Annotated in this window: 20 protein-coding genes and 1 pseudogene; 17 read left to right on the top strand and 4 right to left on the bottom strand. The window is 24.7% G+C overall.

Features of this window, described 5'->3' with window-relative positions; translation table 11 throughout:
- Positions 1-57: 57 nt before the first annotated feature.
- Both Q1J76_RS10790 and Q1J76_RS10785 read left to right on the top strand, forming a co-directional pair.
- Positions 58-510 (top strand): dual specificity protein phosphatase family protein, encoded by a 453-nt coding sequence (locus Q1J76_RS10790; RefSeq protein WP_367182134.1) that lies wholly within the window; start codon positions 58-60, stop codon positions 508-510.
- 645 nt (positions 511-1155) lie between these two features.
- Entirely contained in the window at positions 1156-1530 is a 375-nt protein-coding gene (locus Q1J76_RS10785; protein WP_300370118.1) for a hypothetical protein, read from the top strand.
- A 39-nt stretch (positions 1531-1569) separates the two neighbouring features.
- Here Q1J76_RS10785 and Q1J76_RS10780 read toward each other — a convergent pair whose 3' ends face one another.
- Together Q1J76_RS10780 and Q1J76_RS10775 are read right to left on the bottom strand one after the other, a co-directional pair.
- Entirely contained in the window at positions 1570-2367 is a 798-nt protein-coding gene (locus Q1J76_RS10780) for a hypothetical protein (protein WP_300370116.1), read from the bottom strand.
- A 319-nt stretch (positions 2368-2686) separates the two neighbouring features.
- On the bottom strand, positions 2687-3868 hold the full coding sequence (locus Q1J76_RS10775; protein ID WP_300370114.1) for an AGE family epimerase/isomerase: 1182 nt from the start codon (positions 3866-3868) through the stop codon (positions 2687-2689).
- 182 nt (positions 3869-4050) lie between these two features.
- Here Q1J76_RS10775 and Q1J76_RS10770 point away from each other — a divergent pair, with 182 nt between their 5' ends.
- The 5 genes from Q1J76_RS10770 to Q1J76_RS10750 all read left to right on the top strand — a co-directional run bounded on the left by Q1J76_RS10770 (position 4051) and on the right by Q1J76_RS10750 (position 6797).
- Positions 4051-4908: a DUF438 domain-containing protein gene (locus Q1J76_RS10770; protein ID WP_300370113.1), complete on the top strand. Its 858-nt coding sequence runs from the start codon at positions 4051-4053 to the stop codon at positions 4906-4908.
- Between the two features lie 209 nt (positions 4909-5117).
- Positions 5118-5504: a DUF1232 domain-containing protein gene (locus tag Q1J76_RS10765; protein WP_300370122.1), complete on the top strand. Its 387-nt coding sequence runs from the start codon at positions 5118-5120 to the stop codon at positions 5502-5504.
- A 25-nt stretch (positions 5505-5529) separates the two neighbouring features.
- Positions 5530-5937: an A1S_2505 family phage non-structural protein gene (locus tag Q1J76_RS10760; RefSeq protein ID WP_300370111.1), complete on the top strand. Its 408-nt coding sequence runs from the start codon at positions 5530-5532 to the stop codon at positions 5935-5937.
- Positions 5938-6350: 413 nt separating this feature from the next.
- Positions 6351-6533, top strand: coding sequence for a hypothetical protein (locus tag Q1J76_RS10755; RefSeq protein ID WP_300370109.1), 183 nt, complete (start codon positions 6351-6353; stop codon positions 6531-6533).
- A 117-nt stretch (positions 6534-6650) separates the two neighbouring features.
- Positions 6651-6797 carry a hypothetical protein gene (locus Q1J76_RS10750; RefSeq protein ID WP_300370107.1) on the top strand — a complete coding sequence of 49 codons (147 nt, stop codon included), beginning with the start codon at positions 6651-6653 and terminating at the stop codon, positions 6795-6797.
- 261 nt (positions 6798-7058) lie between these two features.
- Here Q1J76_RS10750 and Q1J76_RS10745 read toward each other — a convergent pair whose 3' ends face one another.
- Both Q1J76_RS10745 and Q1J76_RS10740 read right to left on the bottom strand, forming a co-directional pair.
- A complete protein-coding gene (locus Q1J76_RS10745; protein ID WP_300370105.1) occupies positions 7059-7853 on the bottom strand; it encodes a flagellar hook assembly protein FlgD in 795 nt (264 codons plus the stop codon).
- A gap of 38 nt (positions 7854-7891) precedes the next feature.
- Positions 7892-9466, bottom strand: coding sequence for a flagellar hook-length control protein FliK (locus Q1J76_RS10740; protein ID WP_300370103.1), 1575 nt, complete (start codon positions 9464-9466; stop codon positions 7892-7894).
- Positions 9467-9616: 150 nt separating this feature from the next.
- Here Q1J76_RS10740 and Q1J76_RS10735 point away from each other — a divergent pair, with 150 nt between their 5' ends.
- The 10 genes and pseudogenes from Q1J76_RS10735 to Q1J76_RS10690 all read left to right on the top strand — a co-directional run.
- Entirely contained in the window at positions 9617-10708 is a 1092-nt protein-coding gene (locus Q1J76_RS10735) for a hypothetical protein (RefSeq protein WP_300370101.1), read from the top strand.
- The gene (locus Q1J76_RS10730; protein ID WP_300370099.1) at positions 10701-10961 is read left to right on the top strand and encodes an EscU/YscU/HrcU family type III secretion system export apparatus switch protein; all 261 of its coding nucleotides are present in this window, start codon (positions 10701-10703) and stop codon (positions 10959-10961) included. The genes Q1J76_RS10735 and Q1J76_RS10730 overlap by 8 nt, the downstream gene beginning before the upstream one ends.
- Before the next feature lie 3 nt (positions 10962-10964).
- On the top strand, positions 10965-12197 hold the full coding sequence (locus Q1J76_RS10725; protein WP_300370097.1) for an HD-GYP domain-containing protein: 1233 nt from the start codon (positions 10965-10967) through the stop codon (positions 12195-12197).
- Between the two features lie 8 nt (positions 12198-12205).
- Positions 12206-12571 (top strand): YraN family protein, encoded by a 366-nt coding sequence (locus Q1J76_RS10720; protein ID WP_300370095.1) that lies wholly within the window; start codon positions 12206-12208, stop codon positions 12569-12571.
- Positions 12572-12584: 13 nt separating this feature from the next.
- Complete coding sequence (locus Q1J76_RS10715; RefSeq protein WP_012671505.1) at positions 12585-12713, top strand: hypothetical protein; 129 nt, start codon at positions 12585-12587, stop codon at positions 12711-12713.
- A gap of 24 nt (positions 12714-12737) precedes the next feature.
- Positions 12738-13700: a KpsF/GutQ family sugar-phosphate isomerase gene (locus Q1J76_RS10710; RefSeq protein WP_300370092.1), complete on the top strand. Its 963-nt coding sequence runs from the start codon at positions 12738-12740 to the stop codon at positions 13698-13700.
- A 214-nt stretch (positions 13701-13914) separates the two neighbouring features.
- A complete protein-coding gene (locus Q1J76_RS10705) occupies positions 13915-16296 on the top strand; it encodes an alkaline phosphatase family protein (RefSeq protein WP_300370090.1) in 2382 nt (793 codons plus the stop codon).
- 286 nt (positions 16297-16582) lie between these two features.
- Positions 16583-18742, top strand: a complete 2160-nt coding sequence (locus Q1J76_RS10700) for an LTA synthase family protein (RefSeq protein ID WP_300370088.1) — start codon at positions 16583-16585, stop codon at positions 18740-18742.
- Between the two features lie 115 nt (positions 18743-18857).
- The gene (gene fsa, locus Q1J76_RS10695; RefSeq protein WP_300370086.1) at positions 18858-19511 is read left to right on the top strand and encodes a fructose-6-phosphate aldolase; all 654 of its coding nucleotides are present in this window, start codon (positions 18858-18860) and stop codon (positions 19509-19511) included.
- Between the two features lie 265 nt (positions 19512-19776).
- Positions 19777-20138, top strand: a pseudogene (locus Q1J76_RS10690) (hypothetical protein); the annotation flags it as partial.

The raw sequence follows: 20138 nt of genomic DNA, 5'->3' as shown, positions 1-20138 counted from the left end.
ACTTTATTAAATTTATGTTATTATAATGATGAGAAAATTGATTGGAGATTTATCATTATGAAAAAATTATATCATAATCTATATGTCGGAGGAGATATGGATTGTATAGAGTTTAAAGGAGCTATTGTTCATGCATGTCAAAGCTGTTTTATGCGTGGGGTAAAAGGCAGTACAAATTATAAAATTGTTTATGAAAATAATAATGATTTGTATTTGAATTTACTTGATATAAGCAGCCTTTCATTTGAATATGGCTTCCCTATGATAAAAAGGGCAGTTGAGTTTATAGATGAGCGTATAAACGATATGGAAGTTCTTGTTCATTGCAATTTTGGCATATCAAGATCTCCTTCTATAGCACTTCTTTATATGGCTAGAAAAGGTTATATTAATAATAATTCTTTTAAAGATGCCTTAATAAATTTTCAAGAGATATATACCTATTATTCACCGGGTACGGGAATGTATAGATACTTTGATAATTATTGGTATGAGATAATGAATTTTTAATAATTTTATTTTACTGCATATATTAATAATAAAATAATTTCTATAAAAGTATTATGATGATTATTAAAATAAATCTAATAATTTAATTAGAATATTTAAATTTAATGATAAGTAGTATTTTTATGTATTTGCTATATTATTCACGGTTTTACGATTAATTTACCAAACATATTTTTATTGTATTAAATATATATAAGTATCGTCTAATTTTATTTTTATCTAATTTATTAATATTAAGTTGTAATAATAATGATAATAAAACAGACCCAAAAAGTTTAGGGCTAAAACATTATGTTGTATAATGGAAACTTATTTCAGATCGAAGAAGTTCTTTATATAGTACAATAACAATAAAGGAAGATGGTACTGTAGTAATGCATGGAACTGACTTTAAATAAAATATAATGGTAATGAAGAATATGTTGTTGAATATAAATTTGAAGTTCAAAGTGTAACATTAAGATTTAATAACAGAGTAGCAGTATTTATATTTTTAATGGTCGTAATACTGTTACTGGTGAATTAGCTATATAAATTAATTATGATTTTTTTTATTATCAAAAATTAATATTTTTTTTTAATATTATTGTTATAAATAATAATTACTATATAATGAATAATATTGTATATAGGAGTTTATTAACTATGTTGAAAAAAATTCTCATATCAGTATTTTTCATAATGTATATAGTATCGTGCAATTCTAATACAGATGGTACAACATCAGCATCAGAAAAATATAAAGAACCACCAAGAGAAAGTGTAGGTTTGAGCAATTTTATAGGTATTTGGCATGCGAAATTTCCAAATAATGAATGCAGTATTATAATAGAAAGTGAAGAAAATTTATTTTATAATGATATAAAAGTTTCGGATATTGATGATTTAGGAAATGACAGATACAAAATGAATATAAAATCGGATAAAACTTTCTCTGCTACATTAAAGTTTACATCAGATTCTGAGGGTACTGTTGAAGATGATAATTTTGGAATAGGCACTTTGCTGAAAGATAAATAATAATATAATATAGTGTCTTTATAATAATCAATATTTCATTTATTCTTCTTCATTATTATTTTCTTCAGTATCATTATTATCTGTATACATACTGCTTATATAATCTCTGTTTAAAAAGAATAGAGTAATAATGATTTTAAAATATATATCAAATATATTCAGTATTATTGTAGCAATGAAAAATAATAATAACCCCTCTCTATTTTCTATAGAAGTTGGGAAAATTGTTATGGCAAATACCTGCTGAAAAAAGAATATAAAGCTCAGCATAAATAGAGTTTTAAAAAATTTAGGCTTTACCAAATAATATGAATATTTTAAAGCATTAATTCCCCAAGTATGCCTTAAAGAACAAACATTTTTAATAAATACAAAAAATACTATTAAAGCTATACCTGGAACTATAAAGAATGTTAGTCCTAAAAACACTAATATAAAATATATAAAAGTTGTAAATAGGGTAGGTATTAAGAATTTAAAACTTTTTATAATAGCCCAAGTTGCACTTTTAATGTTGCCGTAAATTAATCTTTCTACTAATAATGATACTGATATAATAGATATAGTATCCAATATCCAAGATAATAATATATTGATATAGAAACCTATTGTAACATCATTTTTGAACCAATTCATCAATTCTTCAAGATTTTTTATCTTTGAAGGATCAAATACCGATATTGGAAAATAGATACTTGTTAATATTAGAGGTAATGAGCATATTAAAGATAATATTAAAAAGTTAATAAAATTTGATTTAAATAAAGAAAAAGATATAGTAAATAAATCTAAAGTTTCAAATTCCCTTTTTTCTAATTCCTTTCTTAAAGACGGCATAAAGTTCCTTATAAAATAAAATGTTGTTTAATTATCGTATAATTATATATAAATTAAAATAGTAAAATAATTTTAAACTATAGCAGATAAAATTACAAATCATTTTAATATTATAATTTATATAAACATTAGTTAATTAAAACAATTCAAACTATAGATAAATAAATATTTTTAGAAGTTTTTATAAAGTATATATTTTATTTAAATTTTTTGATTTTTTAGCCCCACCCACCCACCCCTAAATCTATATAAAAAGCATACGAATAAAAAGACTAGACTTTAATTAAAAAGCCTAGTCTTAATTAACTAATTATATTTATTATTTTGCATTGATAGCATCAATTATTTCAACACATTTCATATACATTCTAGGAATATGGAAAGGTCCCTTATACATATTACCTTTCAAATCAGTAGAGATTCTTCCATCTCTGTGAAGATATCCGAACCATTCACCATATTCAGTATCAATGAACTTTTTTGTATATTCTTTTACCATATCATGCTTTTCTAAATATTTATTATCTTTAGTGAAATAGTAGCAGTACAAAGCAGCAATAGCAGCTTCAGTTTGAGGCCACCAGAATTTCATGTCATGATGATATTCGCTTTTAGGTTTTCCAAGTACATCCATATATTGAATAATACCGCCATACTCTTTATCCCAGCCCCATTCCCACATCCAGTCAAATATTTTAAGTCCTAGATCTTTTAATTTTTTATCATGATTTCTTTCTATAGATTCTCTTAATATAAACCAAGATGATTCTATAGCATGTCCAGGATTTAATAATCTCCCTTCAAAATGATCCTGTAAAGTTCCGTCTGGGTAGCATTGTTCCAATACAGCTTTTTTCTCCTCGTATAGGAATAATTGTATATTAGAAAGAAGGTTATCAATATATTTATTGTAATAATCTTTATTTTCAGGATCTGCTTTTCTTAATTCCTGAACAGTAGCAAGCATTATCATAGGAGGTCCGAAAGCTATAGTAGGTCTGTTTCCAGCATCAAATTTTGCTATAAGAAGCCCTTCTTTTTGATAACGGTCTATATTATCAAGTATCTCTCTTGCCTTTTTAGCATAACTCTTATCTCCGCTTGCTCTTGAATATGCAGCCATAGCTACTAAACAAAAAGTTTCAGAATAGTAGTATCTTAATCTTTTTATGATAGGCTTTCCATCTTCAGTAACTCTGAAAAACATTCTGCCATCTCCTGCCTTATCAAAACAGTATTTTTCTAAGAAGTCTATTCCAGATTTTGCAGCATCCAAATATTCCTGTTTCTTTTCAAAGTCAGCATAAAGAGTAGATAATACCCAAGCAAATCTTCCTTGAAACCATACTGATTTATCTGTTTCTATAAGATTTCCTTTTCTATCTAATGCAGTGTAGTATCCACCATGTTTATTATCAAGTCCGTTTTTTAGCCAAAATGGTATGATATTGTCTTTTAACATTTGAAGATATTCATTTTTTACTTCATTCAAATTACTCATAAAAATTCCTTAAAATCAAAATAATATTATTGTTATTAATAATTATTTAATATTAACAGATTGATATTATAAAAGCAATAAGGAATAATATTATTTTTTATTATCATATTTAATATATATTGACTATTTTTAGAATATATTATAATATGTTAGATAGTTCTAACTTATTGAAAGGTGTAATAATGGAATATATAGATATTAATGATACAGTATATAATTTATGCATTCAATACCCAAAAATAAAAGATATTTTATGCAGTTTGGGATTTGATAAGATAAAAAATCCTATAATGTTTAATACTATAGCGAGAAAAATGACAGTTTATAAAGCTATTTGTATGAAAAATATAGATTTATATGATGCTAGAAAGAAATTTAATGAATATGGTTTTGATTTCAAAGATAGTAACTCATTAAATATAGATGAAAGAAATGATATATTAAAATCTCTTATAGTGAAGCTACATAATGGTGAAGATATAGATAATATAAAGAAGGAATTTGAAGATAAGTTAATCAAGGTATCAGCTTTGGAAGTTCATAATGCTATGCATGAACTTGTGGAGAATGGTATGAGCATTGATGAAGCTAAAAAATTTTTTTATATAAGAACTTTGCTTTTAAAAGATGCTATGGATAATTTAACAGATAATGATTATGAGGCGATAGAAATATTAAAAGAAGAAAATAGAGTTATAGAAAAAATACTTAATGATATAAAAAGTATAGATGATATTTCTTTATTAAAAAATCTTTATGATATTATAAGTAAACATTATTCCAAAAAAGAAAGTTTATTTTTTACAGCTTTAAAAAAATATGGAAATGATGAGCCTTCAAAGGTGATGAGCAAAGTTGATAAAGATATTCTAAATGAAATAAAAAACATTATAGATGATAATGATAAAAAGGAAAAAATAGAAACTATAAAAAATCATATTTCCGATATGATTTTTAAAGAAGAAAATATATTAGTGCCTCTTGCCGTTTCTGTATTAAATAAAGATGATTTTGATTATATAAGAGAAAGATATGTATAATTAATTCCAATTAATAAATAGAAAGAATAGTTAATATTTTATTAGCTATTCTTTTTTTATTTTTAATTGACTATTAAGTCATATATTATATAATAATTATTATTTATATCTTTGCATATTTTCAGTATTTGCTATTATAATGTTTTTTTAATTACAAATATTATGAATTATAAAAATAAATATTTTACTAATGGAATAAAAATTATATGATTAATAATGATAGAAATAATAAAGAAGATTATGTAGAGATAAATGAAGAAGATGTTGAGATATTAGGTGAAGATGGAATTTATAGAAAATATGGAGTGTATAAAAAATATCAAAATAAAAATAGTATGAAATTAAGGTATTGGATACCTTTTATTTTAGCAATTATTTATACATTATCTCCTATAGATTTGATTCCAGATAGAATACCTGTAGGAAAATTAGATGATATATTATTATTGGCTATAACATTTTATTATGGTTTGAAGAAAGCCAATTTTTCATATAATCCAATCATAAATACAATAATAAAAAATATGATACTATCAATAACAATTACAGGTTTTATAATAATGATTATAATATATTTTCTAGCGGTGTTGATTTAATAATAATTATTATAGGAGTTTTATTATGAATAGAATAGCATCAAATAATATAAAAGAATTAAAGGATAATGAAGTATTTGTATTTGGAAGTAATACTCAGGGGGCACATGGAGGAGGTGCTGCTAGGTTTGCTATGAATTTTGGAGCGGTATATGGTCAGGCTTTTGGGCTTCAAGGAAAAACTTTTGCTATACCTACTGTTGATTATACAAAAACAGGGAAAATATCTGTATCTGAAATAAAAAACTATGTTGATGAGTTTTTAGCTTTCACTTTACAACATAAAGAATTAAATTTTTTGGTTACTGAGATAGGATGCGGTATAGCTGGTTTCAAAGTTGAAGAGATGGCAGAGCTTTTCAGAGAGGCTTTGAAAGATGATTATGATAATGTTTATCTTCCTCAAAGGTTCTATGACTATTTAAATTCATAATTTTTGCCTTTTTTACATATACTCTCCATTTATATTGTTTGCTTTAATTGTATTTAATATTTCTATTTTTTTATTATTTAAATCTGTTTTTGCATTATCCTCCTAAGTTTTTTAAATTTGTAGTGTCTATATACGCACGCAGAACTAAATTAAAAATATCAATTTGTACAAAATTGCAATTTAAATAATATATAAAAATGTATTAAGCGTGCGTTGAAAAGTCAAAAAATTTAAATAATACTTGGGTGGGCAGCCTTATTTTTAGTAGTTGTTTTAAATATATAAAATGTTATAATTAATAACTAGATATTAAATAAAAGGGTGGGGTTTGTATATAAATCAAAATATAAAGATTACATTTTCTTTATTAATATCTTTTATAAAGGAGATAAATAATATTTAAAGATAAAATTATGAAAAGAAAAATATTTTTATTATCAGTATTTTTAATATTGGCAGTTTCTTGTGCCAAAGATAGTCCATTAGATAGTTCAAGTAATAATAACAACAATAATAATAATAATATTACAATTGCTAATTATGAAGGTATATATACAGGAACAGCGAAATATACAACAGTACCTAGTTCAGTATAAGCTAAAGAAGATATTAGTTTAGTAGTAAGTAAAGATTCAACGGTAAATTTTAAAACCACTACTCAAGAGTTTATTTTTAAAATCATTTCAAAAACAGATGATAAAAATTATAATGCTATGAAAAGTGAAAATAATTCCAATTTTATACTATATTTAATATTTGATGGCAATGGTAATGCTAATGTTTCTCTTATTATACAGAACATAGATAAAGGTACATCTGAAAAATATATAGCTGATAAATTAACAAAGAATATTTCTTGAACCTATTTTAATCCCACTCTATAGGTTTAAAATGATTAATGTTTATTTTATCATATTTTTCATTTTGGATTTAAATTGCAATTATACTATCGCCCAGATTTTTTTCAATTTGTAGTGTTCATACGTATATGCAGAGCTAAATTAAAAATATGAATTTATACAAATTAGAATTAAGATAATAAGTATTAATGCATTAAGCGTTCGTTAAATAAAAAAGCCCCTGCTTAAATAACAGAGGCTTTATTTTTTATTATTAAACTATTATTTTTTAATAGTTTTATTTCCGCTTGATTTAGTATTTATTAATGCCTCTTCGGCTTTAATCATACCCTGAGTTTTTTCTGTTTTATTTAGGCTTGCATTATCAACTTCTGATACTTCGCTTTTTACAGCAGTATTAATCTCAGCTTCAATAGCAGCTTTCATATCTCCAAATTCATTTTTTTCTCCGCCACTATTTTCATCATCAGCAGAAGGTCTTATGATTTGAGCTTTATCCACTAATGAAGATCGAAATACTTTAGTTGCTTCATCTTCACTTTGAGCTTCTCTAATTTGTGAAAAAGCTGCAGATTCAGAAGCCATTAAATCACCGCTGGAATGTACTATCATAACATCTTCAGGACGAACAGTAATAAGTCCGTTTTCAGTTCTAACAGCTAATGCTACACCAGTATCATTTTCCATAACCATTTCAACAGGTCCCAAGAATCTGTTTCCAGCCTCATCCATAACCTCAACACTTTTACCAAGCATAGAATAACCAGTTTGACTAGAATAAAAATTCTTCATAGAATCAAGATTTTTATTAACTTCAGTCATCTGTTCAACAGAAGAGAATTGTGCTAACTGAGCTATCATATCTTTATTGTCCATTGGAGAAAGAGGATCCTGATGGCTCATCTGTACTGTAAGAAGTTTCAAAAAAGCATCTTTTCCCAAAGAGTTTTGAGTAGGATCTCTTTGAAAATTATGCTGTAAATTGAAAGCACCAACCTCTTGTTTTAATATTTTTATCTCTCTATCTGACATTTTTAAAGCATCTGCTGATATCATTATTTATCTCCTTAAAGTGAATTTCCTTTTATAATTGATTATATTAGCAAATTCAATTTTCTCTCAGGCACTATATATGCCTTTATATCAGTTTTCACTTCTTCAATATTATTTACATTATCAGAAGCGAATCTGTTTCCCATATTTGCTAATTCTTCTTCAAATCCTCCGTCATTAGGCATATCCTGTCTTAACATTACATCAAAGCCTTCTATATTAATTCCTATCTCACTTAATGAAGTTATAACAGTATCCAAATTTTTAGTGAAAACATCTTTAACATCTGCACTATCAACAAATATTTTTCCTACTAAATTATCTCCGTCCATACTGATTTTTAATCTTACCTTTCCTAAATATTCAGGGTTAAGACTCATTAGAACTTCACTTTTTCCATTACTAACAGCAACTTGTGCTTTTTCTACAAGTTTACCCATTAGGTCTTGGAATTTAATCATATTATCAGTGATATTAGTACTGTTATGAGTTTTGGATACATTATTGTTATAATGATTATATCCTTTTAAATTAGCATGCTCTGGAGAATCTTTCATATTTATTATTGTAAGTTCAGTACCTTTATCATCTGAGATAGTGCTATTTATGGTGCTGTTATTATTTTTTATTTCAGCAGCATCTTTCTTTTCTGCATATTTATTTTCTATATTCATATCTATATCAGCATTAGCCAATATATTATTATCAGTATTTTCTTCAGATACTTCTTCAATATTGATATCTTTTGTTTCTATAGCTTTTTCATTTTCTTTATTTGAAACTATTTTTATTTCTTTATTATCAGTAGAATCAATATCCTTTACTTCAATACTGTTTTCATTATCTTCAGCAAATGCTTTTTCATCATCATTCTCATTTTCTATCATAGCCTTGAGTGCTTCTAAAGATTCTATTAAATCTTCTAATTCACTCTTATCATCTTCACTTAATTCCTCAGCATTTAAAACTTCTATCTGTTTTTTAATATTTTCTATCTCTTCTGAATTTTTAATATTCTCTTTTTTATCAGCTTTAGCTAAAATATTTTCTTTAGTATTAATTTCTTTACTGTTTATTTCTTTAGCTTCTTTACTTTCAACTTTTTTATCATTAGAAGTATTTTGTAAAAGGAGTTTTGCTTTTTCTTTTGTTATAGCTAATTTTTCTTTAGCTGATACATTTTCATTAGAAGCATTTTCTTTTGATACTTTTTCTTCAATGCCTTCCTTAGCATCATTACTTTCATTTTTATTTGAGGAAATATTTATTTCATCTGCTTTATCTTCAGATTTCGCAGTTTTTTTATCTTCTGTTTTGTTTGAATTATTATCTATTTTTTTCTCAGCATATTCTTGACTATCTGTTTCCTCAGTGCTTTGGTATTCATTATATTCGTTATAATCATAATTTTCCATTGCATGACTCTCTTCAGCAGGCATATGTCTTTCTATTTTATTTGAAACACTTGAAGGAGAAGAATAATTTTCTGTTTGTGTTTTATTTAACATATTAGCGAAAGAATCATCATAACTATAATTATTTAAACTATAAGTATTATTGTTAGATGAAACATTAGTATCAACAAAAGATAATAAATTTCCTAATCCATTTACCATAATTTACTTCCTAATTATTATTTTATTACTATTATGTTAATATTCGGAAGTATGAAAATTTACTTTATTAAAAAAATAGTACTATATTCATATATTTTCTATTATTTTATACGGTATTAACAAATTATAAAAAAAGCATATAATAATATTATGCTTAATATAAACAATAAATATTTAAATATTATAACCAATAAAAATAATACTCAAATCAAAGACGGGGATATAGTAAGATACTCTATAATGAGAAAATTAGATAACGATAAGGCATTAATAAATGTGATGGGTAATAAATTGGTAGCATTATTCAAAAACGGTATGACTGATAAAGGTTTTGCTATTGTAAGTAAAAAGAATGGAGAAGTAACTTTAAGCATTCTTAAAAATGCTGAAAGCTTGAAGGAAGCGAGAGAAAGTATAGCGAATGAAAATAATCAAAGCATACTAGTTGATATAACAAAAAATGATTCAGAAATTTCTTCTATGCTTTCACAAAAAGGTATAAAACCTAGTATAGAAAATATAAGATATTTTGAAACAATACTAAAATATATTCCTGATTTGGATAGCAATAAAAAAAAGTTTATATTAAATGCTATGTCTAATAGCGTATATTTGACTGTAGAAGAAATAAATACTTTAGGAAATATTTTTAAGCATTTTAATGATATTATTAGCATCATAAAAAACTCTAACAAAAATACTGAAATAACCGAAATATTAGTAATGCTTGCTAATAGTGTTATTCAGGGAGATGATAACAATACGGCAGAAAATTTAAATAACTATATAAATACAAATGCTGGTTTTAGTATATGGTTTATGCTCTTTGATATGCTTCAAGGTGAATTGTCTTCTGATAATTCTGATATGTTTACATTGCTTTTGAAAATTTTATCTTCAAATAAGAAAAATAGAAATTTGAAAGAGCCTGTATTCATGATTCCAATACCTTTCATGATAGAAGGAGAATTAAAAGAGGTATTACTTTATATAAGTCAAAATGATAATAATGATAGGAATAATAAATTTAGTTTTTTGATGTATGATGATGATAAAGAGATATGTAAAATAGATATTATAAAAAATGATAATAATAAATATTTATTAGATATTCAACTATTTGAAAAAAGATTGTATAATAAGGTAAAGAATATAAAAGAAGATTTGTATATTGATTTAAGCAGATTTGATAATATAGATATAGAAATAAATTATGCTGGGATAGAAAAAAAGAATGGATAAAGATATAAAAAATGCAGCGGCACTTTTGTATAATAGGGAGATACATAATGCTCCTATATTGATATCTAAAGGTAATAATTATTTGGCAAAAAGAATGGTTGATATTGCAAGAAAGTATAAAGTGCCTATAGTTTCTGACGAATATACTGCTGAACATCTTATGCAGTTGGAAATAGGTGAGGAGATACCATATTCACTTTATGAAGCTGTGAGTATAATATTAAAATATATATATAAATTAAAGGCAGAATAGAGAATGGCAAAGTTAGAAAAAATAAATATTCAAGATATAAAAACTAAAGCAGAGAAAAAAGATATATATTTATATAATGACTTTTTAGCATCTACAGGATATGTAGCTATTAAGCCTGATGATATTCAAAGATTTGAGAAATGGGATTTGAATGAGGTATTTGTTGAAGATAATACCTCTTTGGATATTGAGGTTTCTGCGGATTTTGATAAGTTCTTAAGAGAGTATAAAGTATTTAAAAAGATATATTTAAATGTTATTAAAAAAGTAAAAAACAATTTGGGCGGATATAAAAATAATAATTTAGTTAATATTAATGAACTAAATGAAATTATAGATGAAATTTTGGATATAGTTAATAGAAATTTAAGCATCGTACTTCAGCTTTTAAATTTGAGTAATTTACCTAAAACAGAAGAATATTATGTAAGATCTTTGAATGTTTCTTTGATATCGATGATTATTGGTCGTGCAATGAAATTTTCTGAAAATAGGGTAAAAAAATTGGGTTTAGGTGCTATACTTTATGATATAGGATTAGTAAAAGTTCCTGAGAAAATTTTGGATAAAATAGGAAGATTTACACCTGAAGAATATGCAGAAGTAAAGAAGCATACAGTATATGGATATAAGCTCCTTAAAAGCAGTTTCAGGTTTGAAGAAGATTTGGCTATGATATCTCTTATGCATCATGAATATTTTAATGGGAAGGGATATCCTAGAGGACTTTCTGGAAATCAAATCAATATATATTCAAAGATAATAAGTATAGCTCATGCGGTAGAAAAAGTGATGAAGCCTATGAGAATAGCATCATCTAAATCAAAATCTGATGTTCATAAATCAACTTTCAGTATAATGCTTGAAAAGAGCAATGAGGGAAAGAAAAAAGATGTTTCTTTATATGATGCTGTTAAAGAAATTATACATAGTGCTAACACTAAATATGATCCTAATATATCAAAAACTTTTGTTAGCATATTTACAGTTTATCCTATAGGAAGCATAGTACTTCTAAATGATAAGAGAAAAGGATTAGTTTTTGCTGTTAATCCTAATTTTCCTATAAGACCTGTAATAAAAATACTTTCCAATGAAAATGGAGAGTTTATTAATGATGGAGAGATAATTAATTTATTGGAAACTAATCAGCTGTTTATAGCAGGTGTGGATAGAGATAATAATTTTTTACAGGAGGTAAAATCAAAAATATTAGATCCAGAAAATGAAAAGTAATATAAAAAATGACTAATAAAAAAATTATAGGCGACCTAGGAGAGGATATTGCCTTAGAATATCTCGAAAATCTTGGATATACTTTGATAGAGAGGAATTTCAAAGGGAAAAAAACAAGAGGCGAGATAGATTTAGTAATGACAAAAGGAGTTGTTATTGTGTTTATAGAAGTTAAATATCGAAGACAGGGAAGTTTTGGATATGCAGCTTGCTCAATATCAGAACGTAAAAAGAAAAAATTATATGAGACAGCTGAAGAATACTTAATTGAAAAAGGATTAAGTTTTAATCAAAAATGTTCCTTTGGGGCAGTTCTAATAGACGATACCCATTATAATCGTGAGATATCTTTTATTGAAGATATATTTATTTAGTAGGGGTATCAATATGAAAACAGCAGTAAAAATTAACCCTGAAAAAATAGATCTATACAAAAAAAAATTAAAAGATGAAAAGTATATAGATAAAGCTATAGAAAGATTGGCAGGACACTTAATAAGTGCGGTAATAGATTAATATATAAATTTAATGGATTCTTTTATGAATATAATTGAACGAGGAAAAACCACTCTTTTATTAGAAAGTGAAAATCTCAAAACTTTATCGGATAAATTAGATGAAAATTTTGAGAATGCGGTAAAAGAGTTATTTAAAATAAAAGGAAGAGTAATAACATCAGGAGTAGGAAAAAGCGGACATATAGCAAGAAAGGCAGCTTCCACTTTTGCTTCTACAGGTACGCCTAGTTTCTTTGTTGATCCCAATGAATGTATGCATGGCGATTTCGGTATGATTGGTAAGAATGATTATTGTCTGCTTTATTCCAAAGGCGGGGAATCTCGTGAGATTATAGAGCTTGTAAATTGGCTATGCAGACAGGATATACCTTATATAGCAATTACGAATGAAATAACATCAACTCTTTCTAAAAATGCTAAAATTACATTACCTATATATGTTGATGAAGAGGCTTGTCCTTTAAAGTTAGCACCCACTGTAAGCACTACTGCATCATTAGCTTTATCCGATGCTTTGGCTACAGCTTTGATGGATTTACGAGGATTTAAATCTGAAGATTTTGCAGTATTTCATCCCGGAGGAAGTTTGGGAAGACAATTAGCTAAAGTAAAATCTATTATGCATACAAAAAATCTACCTATTATTGGTATAAATGCTACATTGAATGAGGCATTATTCAAAATTATAGAATGCCAACTTGGAATAGTAATTGCTGTAGATGATTCTAATAAATTAAGAGGTATTATAGTAGACGGTGATTTAAAAAGGTTATTTGTAAATAATAATGATATAAAAAATATATTATCTAAAGAAGTTAAAGATATAATGAATACTTCTCCTAAAGTGATTTATGAAGATACTTTAATTGGTGAAGCTTTACATATAATGGAAGGAAAAATTACTAATCTAGTAGTAATTAATAATGAAAATAATCCTATAGGTATAGTTCATATACATGATATTTTGAAAATAAAGGCTTTCTAGTAATATAAATGGGGAAAACATTTTTTGTCTTCTCTATCAAAATCAATCATTGTAGTATAACAAAGCTGTTTGTCAATGAAAAAAGTTAAAATAAAAACATATATATAACTTGTTCATTTTCATTCTAATTTTTTTAAGAAAACATTTTATATTTGACTTAAATCAATAACTTTTGTTATAATAATCAAATTAAAAATTTATACTAATAAAACATATGAAAAAAAGTAAATTCTTATTATCATATTTAATATTCATATCTACAATCATTATATTTGTTATAGCTTTTTCTATTTTTGGTAATATTGAAAGAAAAGGCTATCTAACAAATTTTAATCATATTATAGAAAATAAATATTATTTTACATTAAACTTTAAAAGTTCAGTTTTCAAAAATAATAAAATATATAAAGTCTATCCTAACACTAATCAAATGCCTAATAATGTTACAAATATAAAATGGAGCGGAAGTTATTATGGGAATTTGATAATTGATGATGATAGTATACAATTGAAAGAAGATGATAAAATAGAAAATATTGAATATAAATTGAAATTAAAAAAAGAGGTATTTTTATTTCTTCTTTTTATTATAATCATTTTTCCAGCACTTTATTTTTATATAATACCTAATATTTATTATCATCATAAAGCTTATATATTTTTCTTTATACTGAATTCTTTTCTTTATTTAATAACATTAAATTTCATAATGCCTTCATTTTCTATGATGAAATTAAAATTCAATATATATGATTTTTTATATTCTTATATATTCACAATGATAGCATATAATCTTCTTGTGCATTATCCTTTGAATTTAGGCAATATAAAAAATATAAGAATGATACTTACTTCATTATTTTGTTTAATATCCATATTTTCTTTTTTTGCCATAGAATCAATAAGTTTAACAGTTCTTAATATGGTTATACTTTTTTCAGATATTCCTAATCTTTATGCATCCCTCATTACAGTTCTTCCATTATATTTAAAAATCATTACTATTACAGTGAGCATAATATATTTCTCTTCTATATTGGCATTCATATTATTATTTATTTTTAATTTATATAATATGTTTAAGATAAGTAAAATTGCTTCATTAGTGATGATTGCATTTATAATATTTGCAGGATTTTATTTGTTTTTTAAGCCTAAAAATATAGATATATGGAGTATAGATTTTGTAAGAAATACTAATAGAAATGGTATAATGAATACTATCAATTATAGAATAAATTATGACAGACTTAATGAAATAAAACCGAGTAAGGAATTGGTATTAGAATCAATAAATTTATTAAAAGAATATCAATCAAAAAGAGATATATCAAAACTTTATTTAAAATCAGCCAAATACATTTTTGATAATATAGATAAGTTGGAAAATAATATTCATTCTATTTTGATAAAATATTCAAATGATAATTTTATTTATAATAATGAAAAAATAGATAATGATTATATAGAGAAGTTAAAGAATGATTATCCCGATATATATTCTAATGCTGAAGGAATAATAACTAATAATTTAGAAAAAATAGATGTATTAAAAAAAGAATTAAAAAGAGATGTTTATTTAATATTTTTGGAATCTTTTTATGATTATTCTCATTTTGAAAAATTATTCAATAAAGATCCTTTTCCAAAAGAGTATAGGAAATGGGCATCACTTTCAAGAAAAATAGCACCTAATGTTAATAATGGAAGTTTCTATGCAAGGCTTGCTGGTCTTACTGCTTCAAGTCCTCTTTATCCAAAAACTCAGTCAAAAAAAATAGGAAATACTCTTCCAGATTTATTAACTAAAAATGGATATAATACTATAGCTTTGGAAGAAGCTTTAAATACATATAATTTAAAAACTTTTTATCCTTCGATAGGTTTCAAATCTCAAGTATTCGGTTTAGGCATTACAAATATAAATACATATTTAAGTACAAATATAGATAATTTGGAAAGTCCTGTATTTGCAGCAGGATTTACAATTTTGGGTCATACTGATTCTCATTTATCTAATGATTTGAATTTCGCTGAAAATAATAAAAACTTTTTGGAGCATTTTGAAGGTAATGACAAACTTCATATAATAGAAACAATAGATAATTCAGCAATGACAGCAATAAATATTTTGGAGATAAAAGATACCATTCTTAAACATTCTCCAAATGCCATTATAATATTTAAGCATGATCATCTATATCCTTATTTGAAAGCTATAATAGAACGTTCAACTTTAGATGAAAAAGTGAAGAATGATTTTATAAATGATTATAAGCCTTCACCAATATTGATATGGGACGGCACTAACGGAGTTTATAAAGCTGATGAAAATTTCACTCCTGAAAATATACCTCTATTTATAGCAGCTAATTTAAATATAGATTATACTAATAGTATGATATCGCTTTTATATAAAGAAGAGATTGATAATACAATAAGTACATATCATAGATTTTATTATACTACAAATAATTCGTCTATAAACAATAATGAAGTATCAAATCTTACAATATTTAAATATGAGAATGCCCATAGAACATTATCACAGGATATTTTTCAGGGAAAGAAACATTATTATGATTTGATTAAATAGTTTATGTTGACTATGTACTTTTATATGGTATAATATAAAAAATTATTGAGGTTTTTTATATGATAACAACACAACACAACACAACACAACACAACACAACACAACAAACACAACAAACACAACAAACACAACAAACACAACAAACACAACACCGCACATCTAAATACAACACAACATCTAAACAAATACATTCAAAAAATTATTTTAGCCCTAGATTCTATTTAGGCAGGCATCGTTTTGCAAAAAATTGTTCTAAATAAAATTCATTAATATAGGGCTTGTGATAATGAACGAAAAAATACATAATTTAATTCAAAAAAATAAGAAATTTTTTTATATATATATTATAACAATACTAATAGTTTCTATTACTTTATTATCTTTATACTCATTAGGCAGAATAGAAAGAACAGGTTATTTATCTAATTTCAGTAAAATATTAGATAATTATTATTCTTGCAGAATAAATTATTATGGAAATAAAGTATTTAGAAACAGCGATATATATGGAGTTTATCCTTATTTTAAATATGATAATAATTATTTATTTAAACAGGGAGATGATAAAGGCACTCCATTAGGAAGTTTAGTATCGACTAAAGAATTAAAAGAAGATGATAAAGTTGATGTTCAATATAAATTAAAGCTCAAACTTCCTTTCATTATGTATATATTAGCATTTCTTATTCTCATACCTTTAATTTATTTTAAATATATAAAGAAGGATTATATAATATTAATTTTAATTAATACCTCATTATATTATTTCATTTTACTTTTTATATTACCTTTATTTTCTCTAATAAATTTAAAATTTAGTATTAGTGATATAGTATTTTCAAATTTGTTTGTAATTATAGCATATGTTATTTTTAATAATAAAATACTTCCAATTTCATTATTTATATTGGTGAATATTTTTTCATTTTTCATAATAGAGCCTATGGCTTTAACTTTTCAAAATACTGTGCTTTTAATAACTGATATTGCTATTTTGTATTCTACATTATTAGAAGTATTATCTGTAGGATTAAAAACCATTATAATTATTACCACCTTTATATATTTTGCCGTTATAATATATCTATTGGTATTAATGAGTATTAATTTAATAAAGATGAATAGAAAGAAATCTTTGTTACTTGTATGTTTTGTTTTTCTTTCCTGTTATTTTATATTTTTTAAACATCAAAATGTGGAGACATGGTCTATAAATTTTGTAAATTATGCAAATAGATGTGGTATAATAAATACAATTAATTTGAAAATTAGTTATGATAGAAATAATAATGAAATTCAATCTAAAGAAGAAGTATTGCAAGCATTAAATATATTAAATAGCTATGAAAATAATAGAGATTATTCTAATTTAATATTGCCAAATGTTAATAATAAAAGAGATATATTTTTAATATTTTTAGAATCCTTTTATGATTATTCTCATTTCACTAATCTTTTTGATAAAGATCCTTTTCCTGAAGAATATAGAAAATGGTCAGACTCTTCTGCTAGAATAGTACCTAATACAGGCGGTGGAAGTTTTTATGCAAGATTAGCAGGGCTTACTGCTTCAAGTCCTCTTTATCCAAAAACTCAGATAACAATTATAGAAAGTTTATTGCCCGATATAATCTCAAAGAATGGTTATTATACAATTGCATTAGAAGAAGCAGGAAATACATATAATTTAGCTACATTTTTACCCAATATTGGATTTAAAAAAGTTATATTTAACTTAGGTATAAAAAATATTGCAAAGTATGTAGATGAAAATATTGAAAAAATGGATAAGCCGATTTTTGTATATGGATTTACTTTTTTAGGACATACTGGATCGCATATATTCAATGATTTGAATATTAAACAAAATAATGAAAAATTTTTCTCTTATTTTAATAAAAAAGATGTAGGCAATCTAGTTGAAACTATGGATAATTCTGTTTTGACTGCTATGGAGATAATAAAGACTAGAGATATTATACTTAAATATTCTCCTAATGCTCTTATAATCTTTAAGCATGATCATCTTTATCCTTATGTTAGTGGAATTATAGAAAATTCTACTATAGATGATAATATAAAAAATTCTTTCTTGAATGATAATACCCCTACTCCAATATTAATTTGGGACGGTACTAATGGAGCATATAAAGCACCTGTTAATTTTGTTCCAGAAAATATAGCTATGTTTATAGCTATAAATGCTGGTGTTACCAATTATAAAAATAGTATTATATCTTTACTTTATAAAGAAGAAATTGATAATACAATAAGTACATATCATAAATATTATAAAATTACGAATAATACATTACTATTAGAGAATAATATTAGTAAAGATTCAGAAATATACAAATACGAAAATGCTCAAGAGATATTATCAAAAGATATTTTTCAGGGAAATAAACATTATTATAGTTTAATAGCTGATATTAATGAGAAATAATTTTTATATTTGTTTATTATAAAAAATGATGCTTTATATATTTTAATAAAATTCTATTGATAAAATATTTACTAAGATTTATAATACAAAAACAATTTTTAAGGAGTTTTATAAAATGCGTTTTTTTATAGATACAGCAAATGTTGATGAGATCAGAAAAGCTAATGATATGGGAGTTATTTGTGGAGTTACTACTAATCCTTCTTTAATAGCAAAGGAAGGAAAGGATTTTAAAAAAACTATAGAAGAAATTACTACTATAGTTGATGGTCCTATATCTGGAGAGGTAAAAGCTACTACTGTTAAAGCTGAAGATATGATTAAAGAAGCTAGAGAAATAGCTAAAATACATAAAAACATGGTAGTGAAAATACCTATGACTGATGAAGGATTAAAAGCTGTAAAAGTTCTTTCTAAAGAGGGAATTAAAACAAATGTTACTTTAATATTCTCAGCTAATCAGGCATTACTTGCGGCAAGAGCTGGAGCTACTTATGTTTCTCCATTTTTAGGAAGACTTGATGATATATCTACAGATGGGCTTGAACTCATAAGAACTATTTCAGAAATATTTGCAACTCATGCAATAGAAACAGAAATAATATCAGCAAGTGTAAGACACCCAATACATGTTACAGAATGTGCATTAGCTGGTGCTGATATTGCTACTGTACCTTATAATGTAATACTTCAAATGACTAAGCATCCATTAACTGATCAAGGAATAGAAAAATTTAAAAAAGATTATGAAGCAGTTTTTGGTAAGTAATTTTTTATTTACTTTTAACTACTAAATAAAAGTGGAAAAGTATTAAAACTTTTCCATTTTTTTATTTATAATATGTTAAGTATATTCCTTATATTTGTATTTTTTATAAATATTATATGATATAATAGATACTTGACTATTTTTTATTTAATTGTATTATACTAATTATGAATATATTAAAGCAACAAGCAACAAGCAACAAGCATAAATTTCTACAAAAAAATTATCAATCTAAATACTATCTTTGTATTTTATGGGGTGGTCTGTGAAAAATAAAAAAATATTTTTTAAAATATATATTTTATTAGTCATAATCTGTGTTTTATCTTTAATAGTATTAGCTATTTTAGGTAAATTTGAAAGAAAAGGTTTTTTAAATAATATAAATTTAAATGTAAATGAAACTTTAAAACTAAATAATATAACTAATGCCAATGAACTCGATTCAAATTTTATTTATTCTAATGAGAATATAACAAATTATATATATAATTTCAGATTGAATTATTATAGTAAAGTATTTAAAAATAGTGATATATATGATGTTTATATAAATGCTGAAAAAGTAATTAATGATAATACCTTTATTAAAGAAATAAAAATGGATTATAAAGGTAGTCCTTTTGG

The organism is Brachyspira sp., assembly GCF_029258575.1.
Taxonomy (GTDB): Bacteria; Spirochaetota; Brachyspiria; order Brachyspirales; family Brachyspiraceae; genus Brachyspira.
This window is presented reverse-complemented; position numbering and strand designations above follow the sequence as displayed.

What these genes read in the sequence shown, in the direction of transcription:
- Q1J76_RS10790 (WP_367182134.1), top strand. Translation starts at nt 58, where the DNA reads ATGAAAAAATTATATCATAATCTATATGTCGGAGGAGATATGGATTGT.
- Q1J76_RS10785 (WP_300370118.1), top strand. Translation starts at nt 1,156, where the DNA reads ATGTTGAAAAAAATTCTCATATCAGTATTTTTCATAATGTATATAGTA.
- Q1J76_RS10780 (WP_300370116.1), bottom strand. Translation starts at nt 2,367, where the DNA reads ATGCCGTCTTTAAGAAAGGAATTAGAAAAAAGGGAATTTGAAACTTTA.
- Q1J76_RS10775 (WP_300370114.1), bottom strand. Translation starts at nt 3,868, where the DNA reads ATGAGTAATTTGAATGAAGTAAAAAATGAATATCTTCAAATGTTAAAA.
- Q1J76_RS10770 (WP_300370113.1), top strand. Translation starts at nt 4,051, where the DNA reads ATGGAATATATAGATATTAATGATACAGTATATAATTTATGCATTCAA.
- Q1J76_RS10760 (WP_300370111.1), top strand. Translation starts at nt 5,530, where the DNA reads ATGAATAGAATAGCATCAAATAATATAAAAGAATTAAAGGATAATGAA.
- Q1J76_RS10755 (WP_300370109.1), top strand. Translation starts at nt 6,351, where the DNA reads ATGAAAAGAAAAATATTTTTATTATCAGTATTTTTAATATTGGCAGTT.
- Q1J76_RS10750 (WP_300370107.1), top strand. Translation starts at nt 6,651, where the DNA reads ATGAAAAGTGAAAATAATTCCAATTTTATACTATATTTAATATTTGAT.
- Q1J76_RS10745 (WP_300370105.1), bottom strand. Translation starts at nt 7,853, where the DNA reads ATGATATCAGCAGATGCTTTAAAAATGTCAGATAGAGAGATAAAAATA.
- Q1J76_RS10740 (WP_300370103.1), bottom strand. Translation starts at nt 9,466, where the DNA reads ATGGTAAATGGATTAGGAAATTTATTATCTTTTGTTGATACTAATGTT.
- Q1J76_RS10735 (WP_300370101.1), top strand. Translation starts at nt 9,617, where the DNA reads ATGCTTAATATAAACAATAAATATTTAAATATTATAACCAATAAAAAT.
- Q1J76_RS10730 (WP_300370099.1), top strand. Translation starts at nt 10,701, where the DNA reads ATGGATAAAGATATAAAAAATGCAGCGGCACTTTTGTATAATAGGGAG.
- Q1J76_RS10725 (WP_300370097.1), top strand. Translation starts at nt 10,965, where the DNA reads ATGGCAAAGTTAGAAAAAATAAATATTCAAGATATAAAAACTAAAGCA.
- Q1J76_RS10720 (WP_300370095.1), top strand. Translation starts at nt 12,206, where the DNA reads ATGACTAATAAAAAAATTATAGGCGACCTAGGAGAGGATATTGCCTTA.
- Q1J76_RS10715 (WP_012671505.1), top strand. Translation starts at nt 12,585, where the DNA reads ATGAAAACAGCAGTAAAAATTAACCCTGAAAAAATAGATCTATACAAA.
- Q1J76_RS10710 (WP_300370092.1), top strand. Translation starts at nt 12,738, where the DNA reads ATGAATATAATTGAACGAGGAAAAACCACTCTTTTATTAGAAAGTGAA.
- Q1J76_RS10705 (WP_300370090.1), top strand. Translation starts at nt 13,915, where the DNA reads ATGAAAAAAAGTAAATTCTTATTATCATATTTAATATTCATATCTACA.
- Q1J76_RS10700 (WP_300370088.1), top strand. Translation starts at nt 16,583, where the DNA reads ATGAACGAAAAAATACATAATTTAATTCAAAAAAATAAGAAATTTTTT.
- fsa (WP_300370086.1), top strand. Translation starts at nt 18,858, where the DNA reads ATGCGTTTTTTTATAGATACAGCAAATGTTGATGAGATCAGAAAAGCT.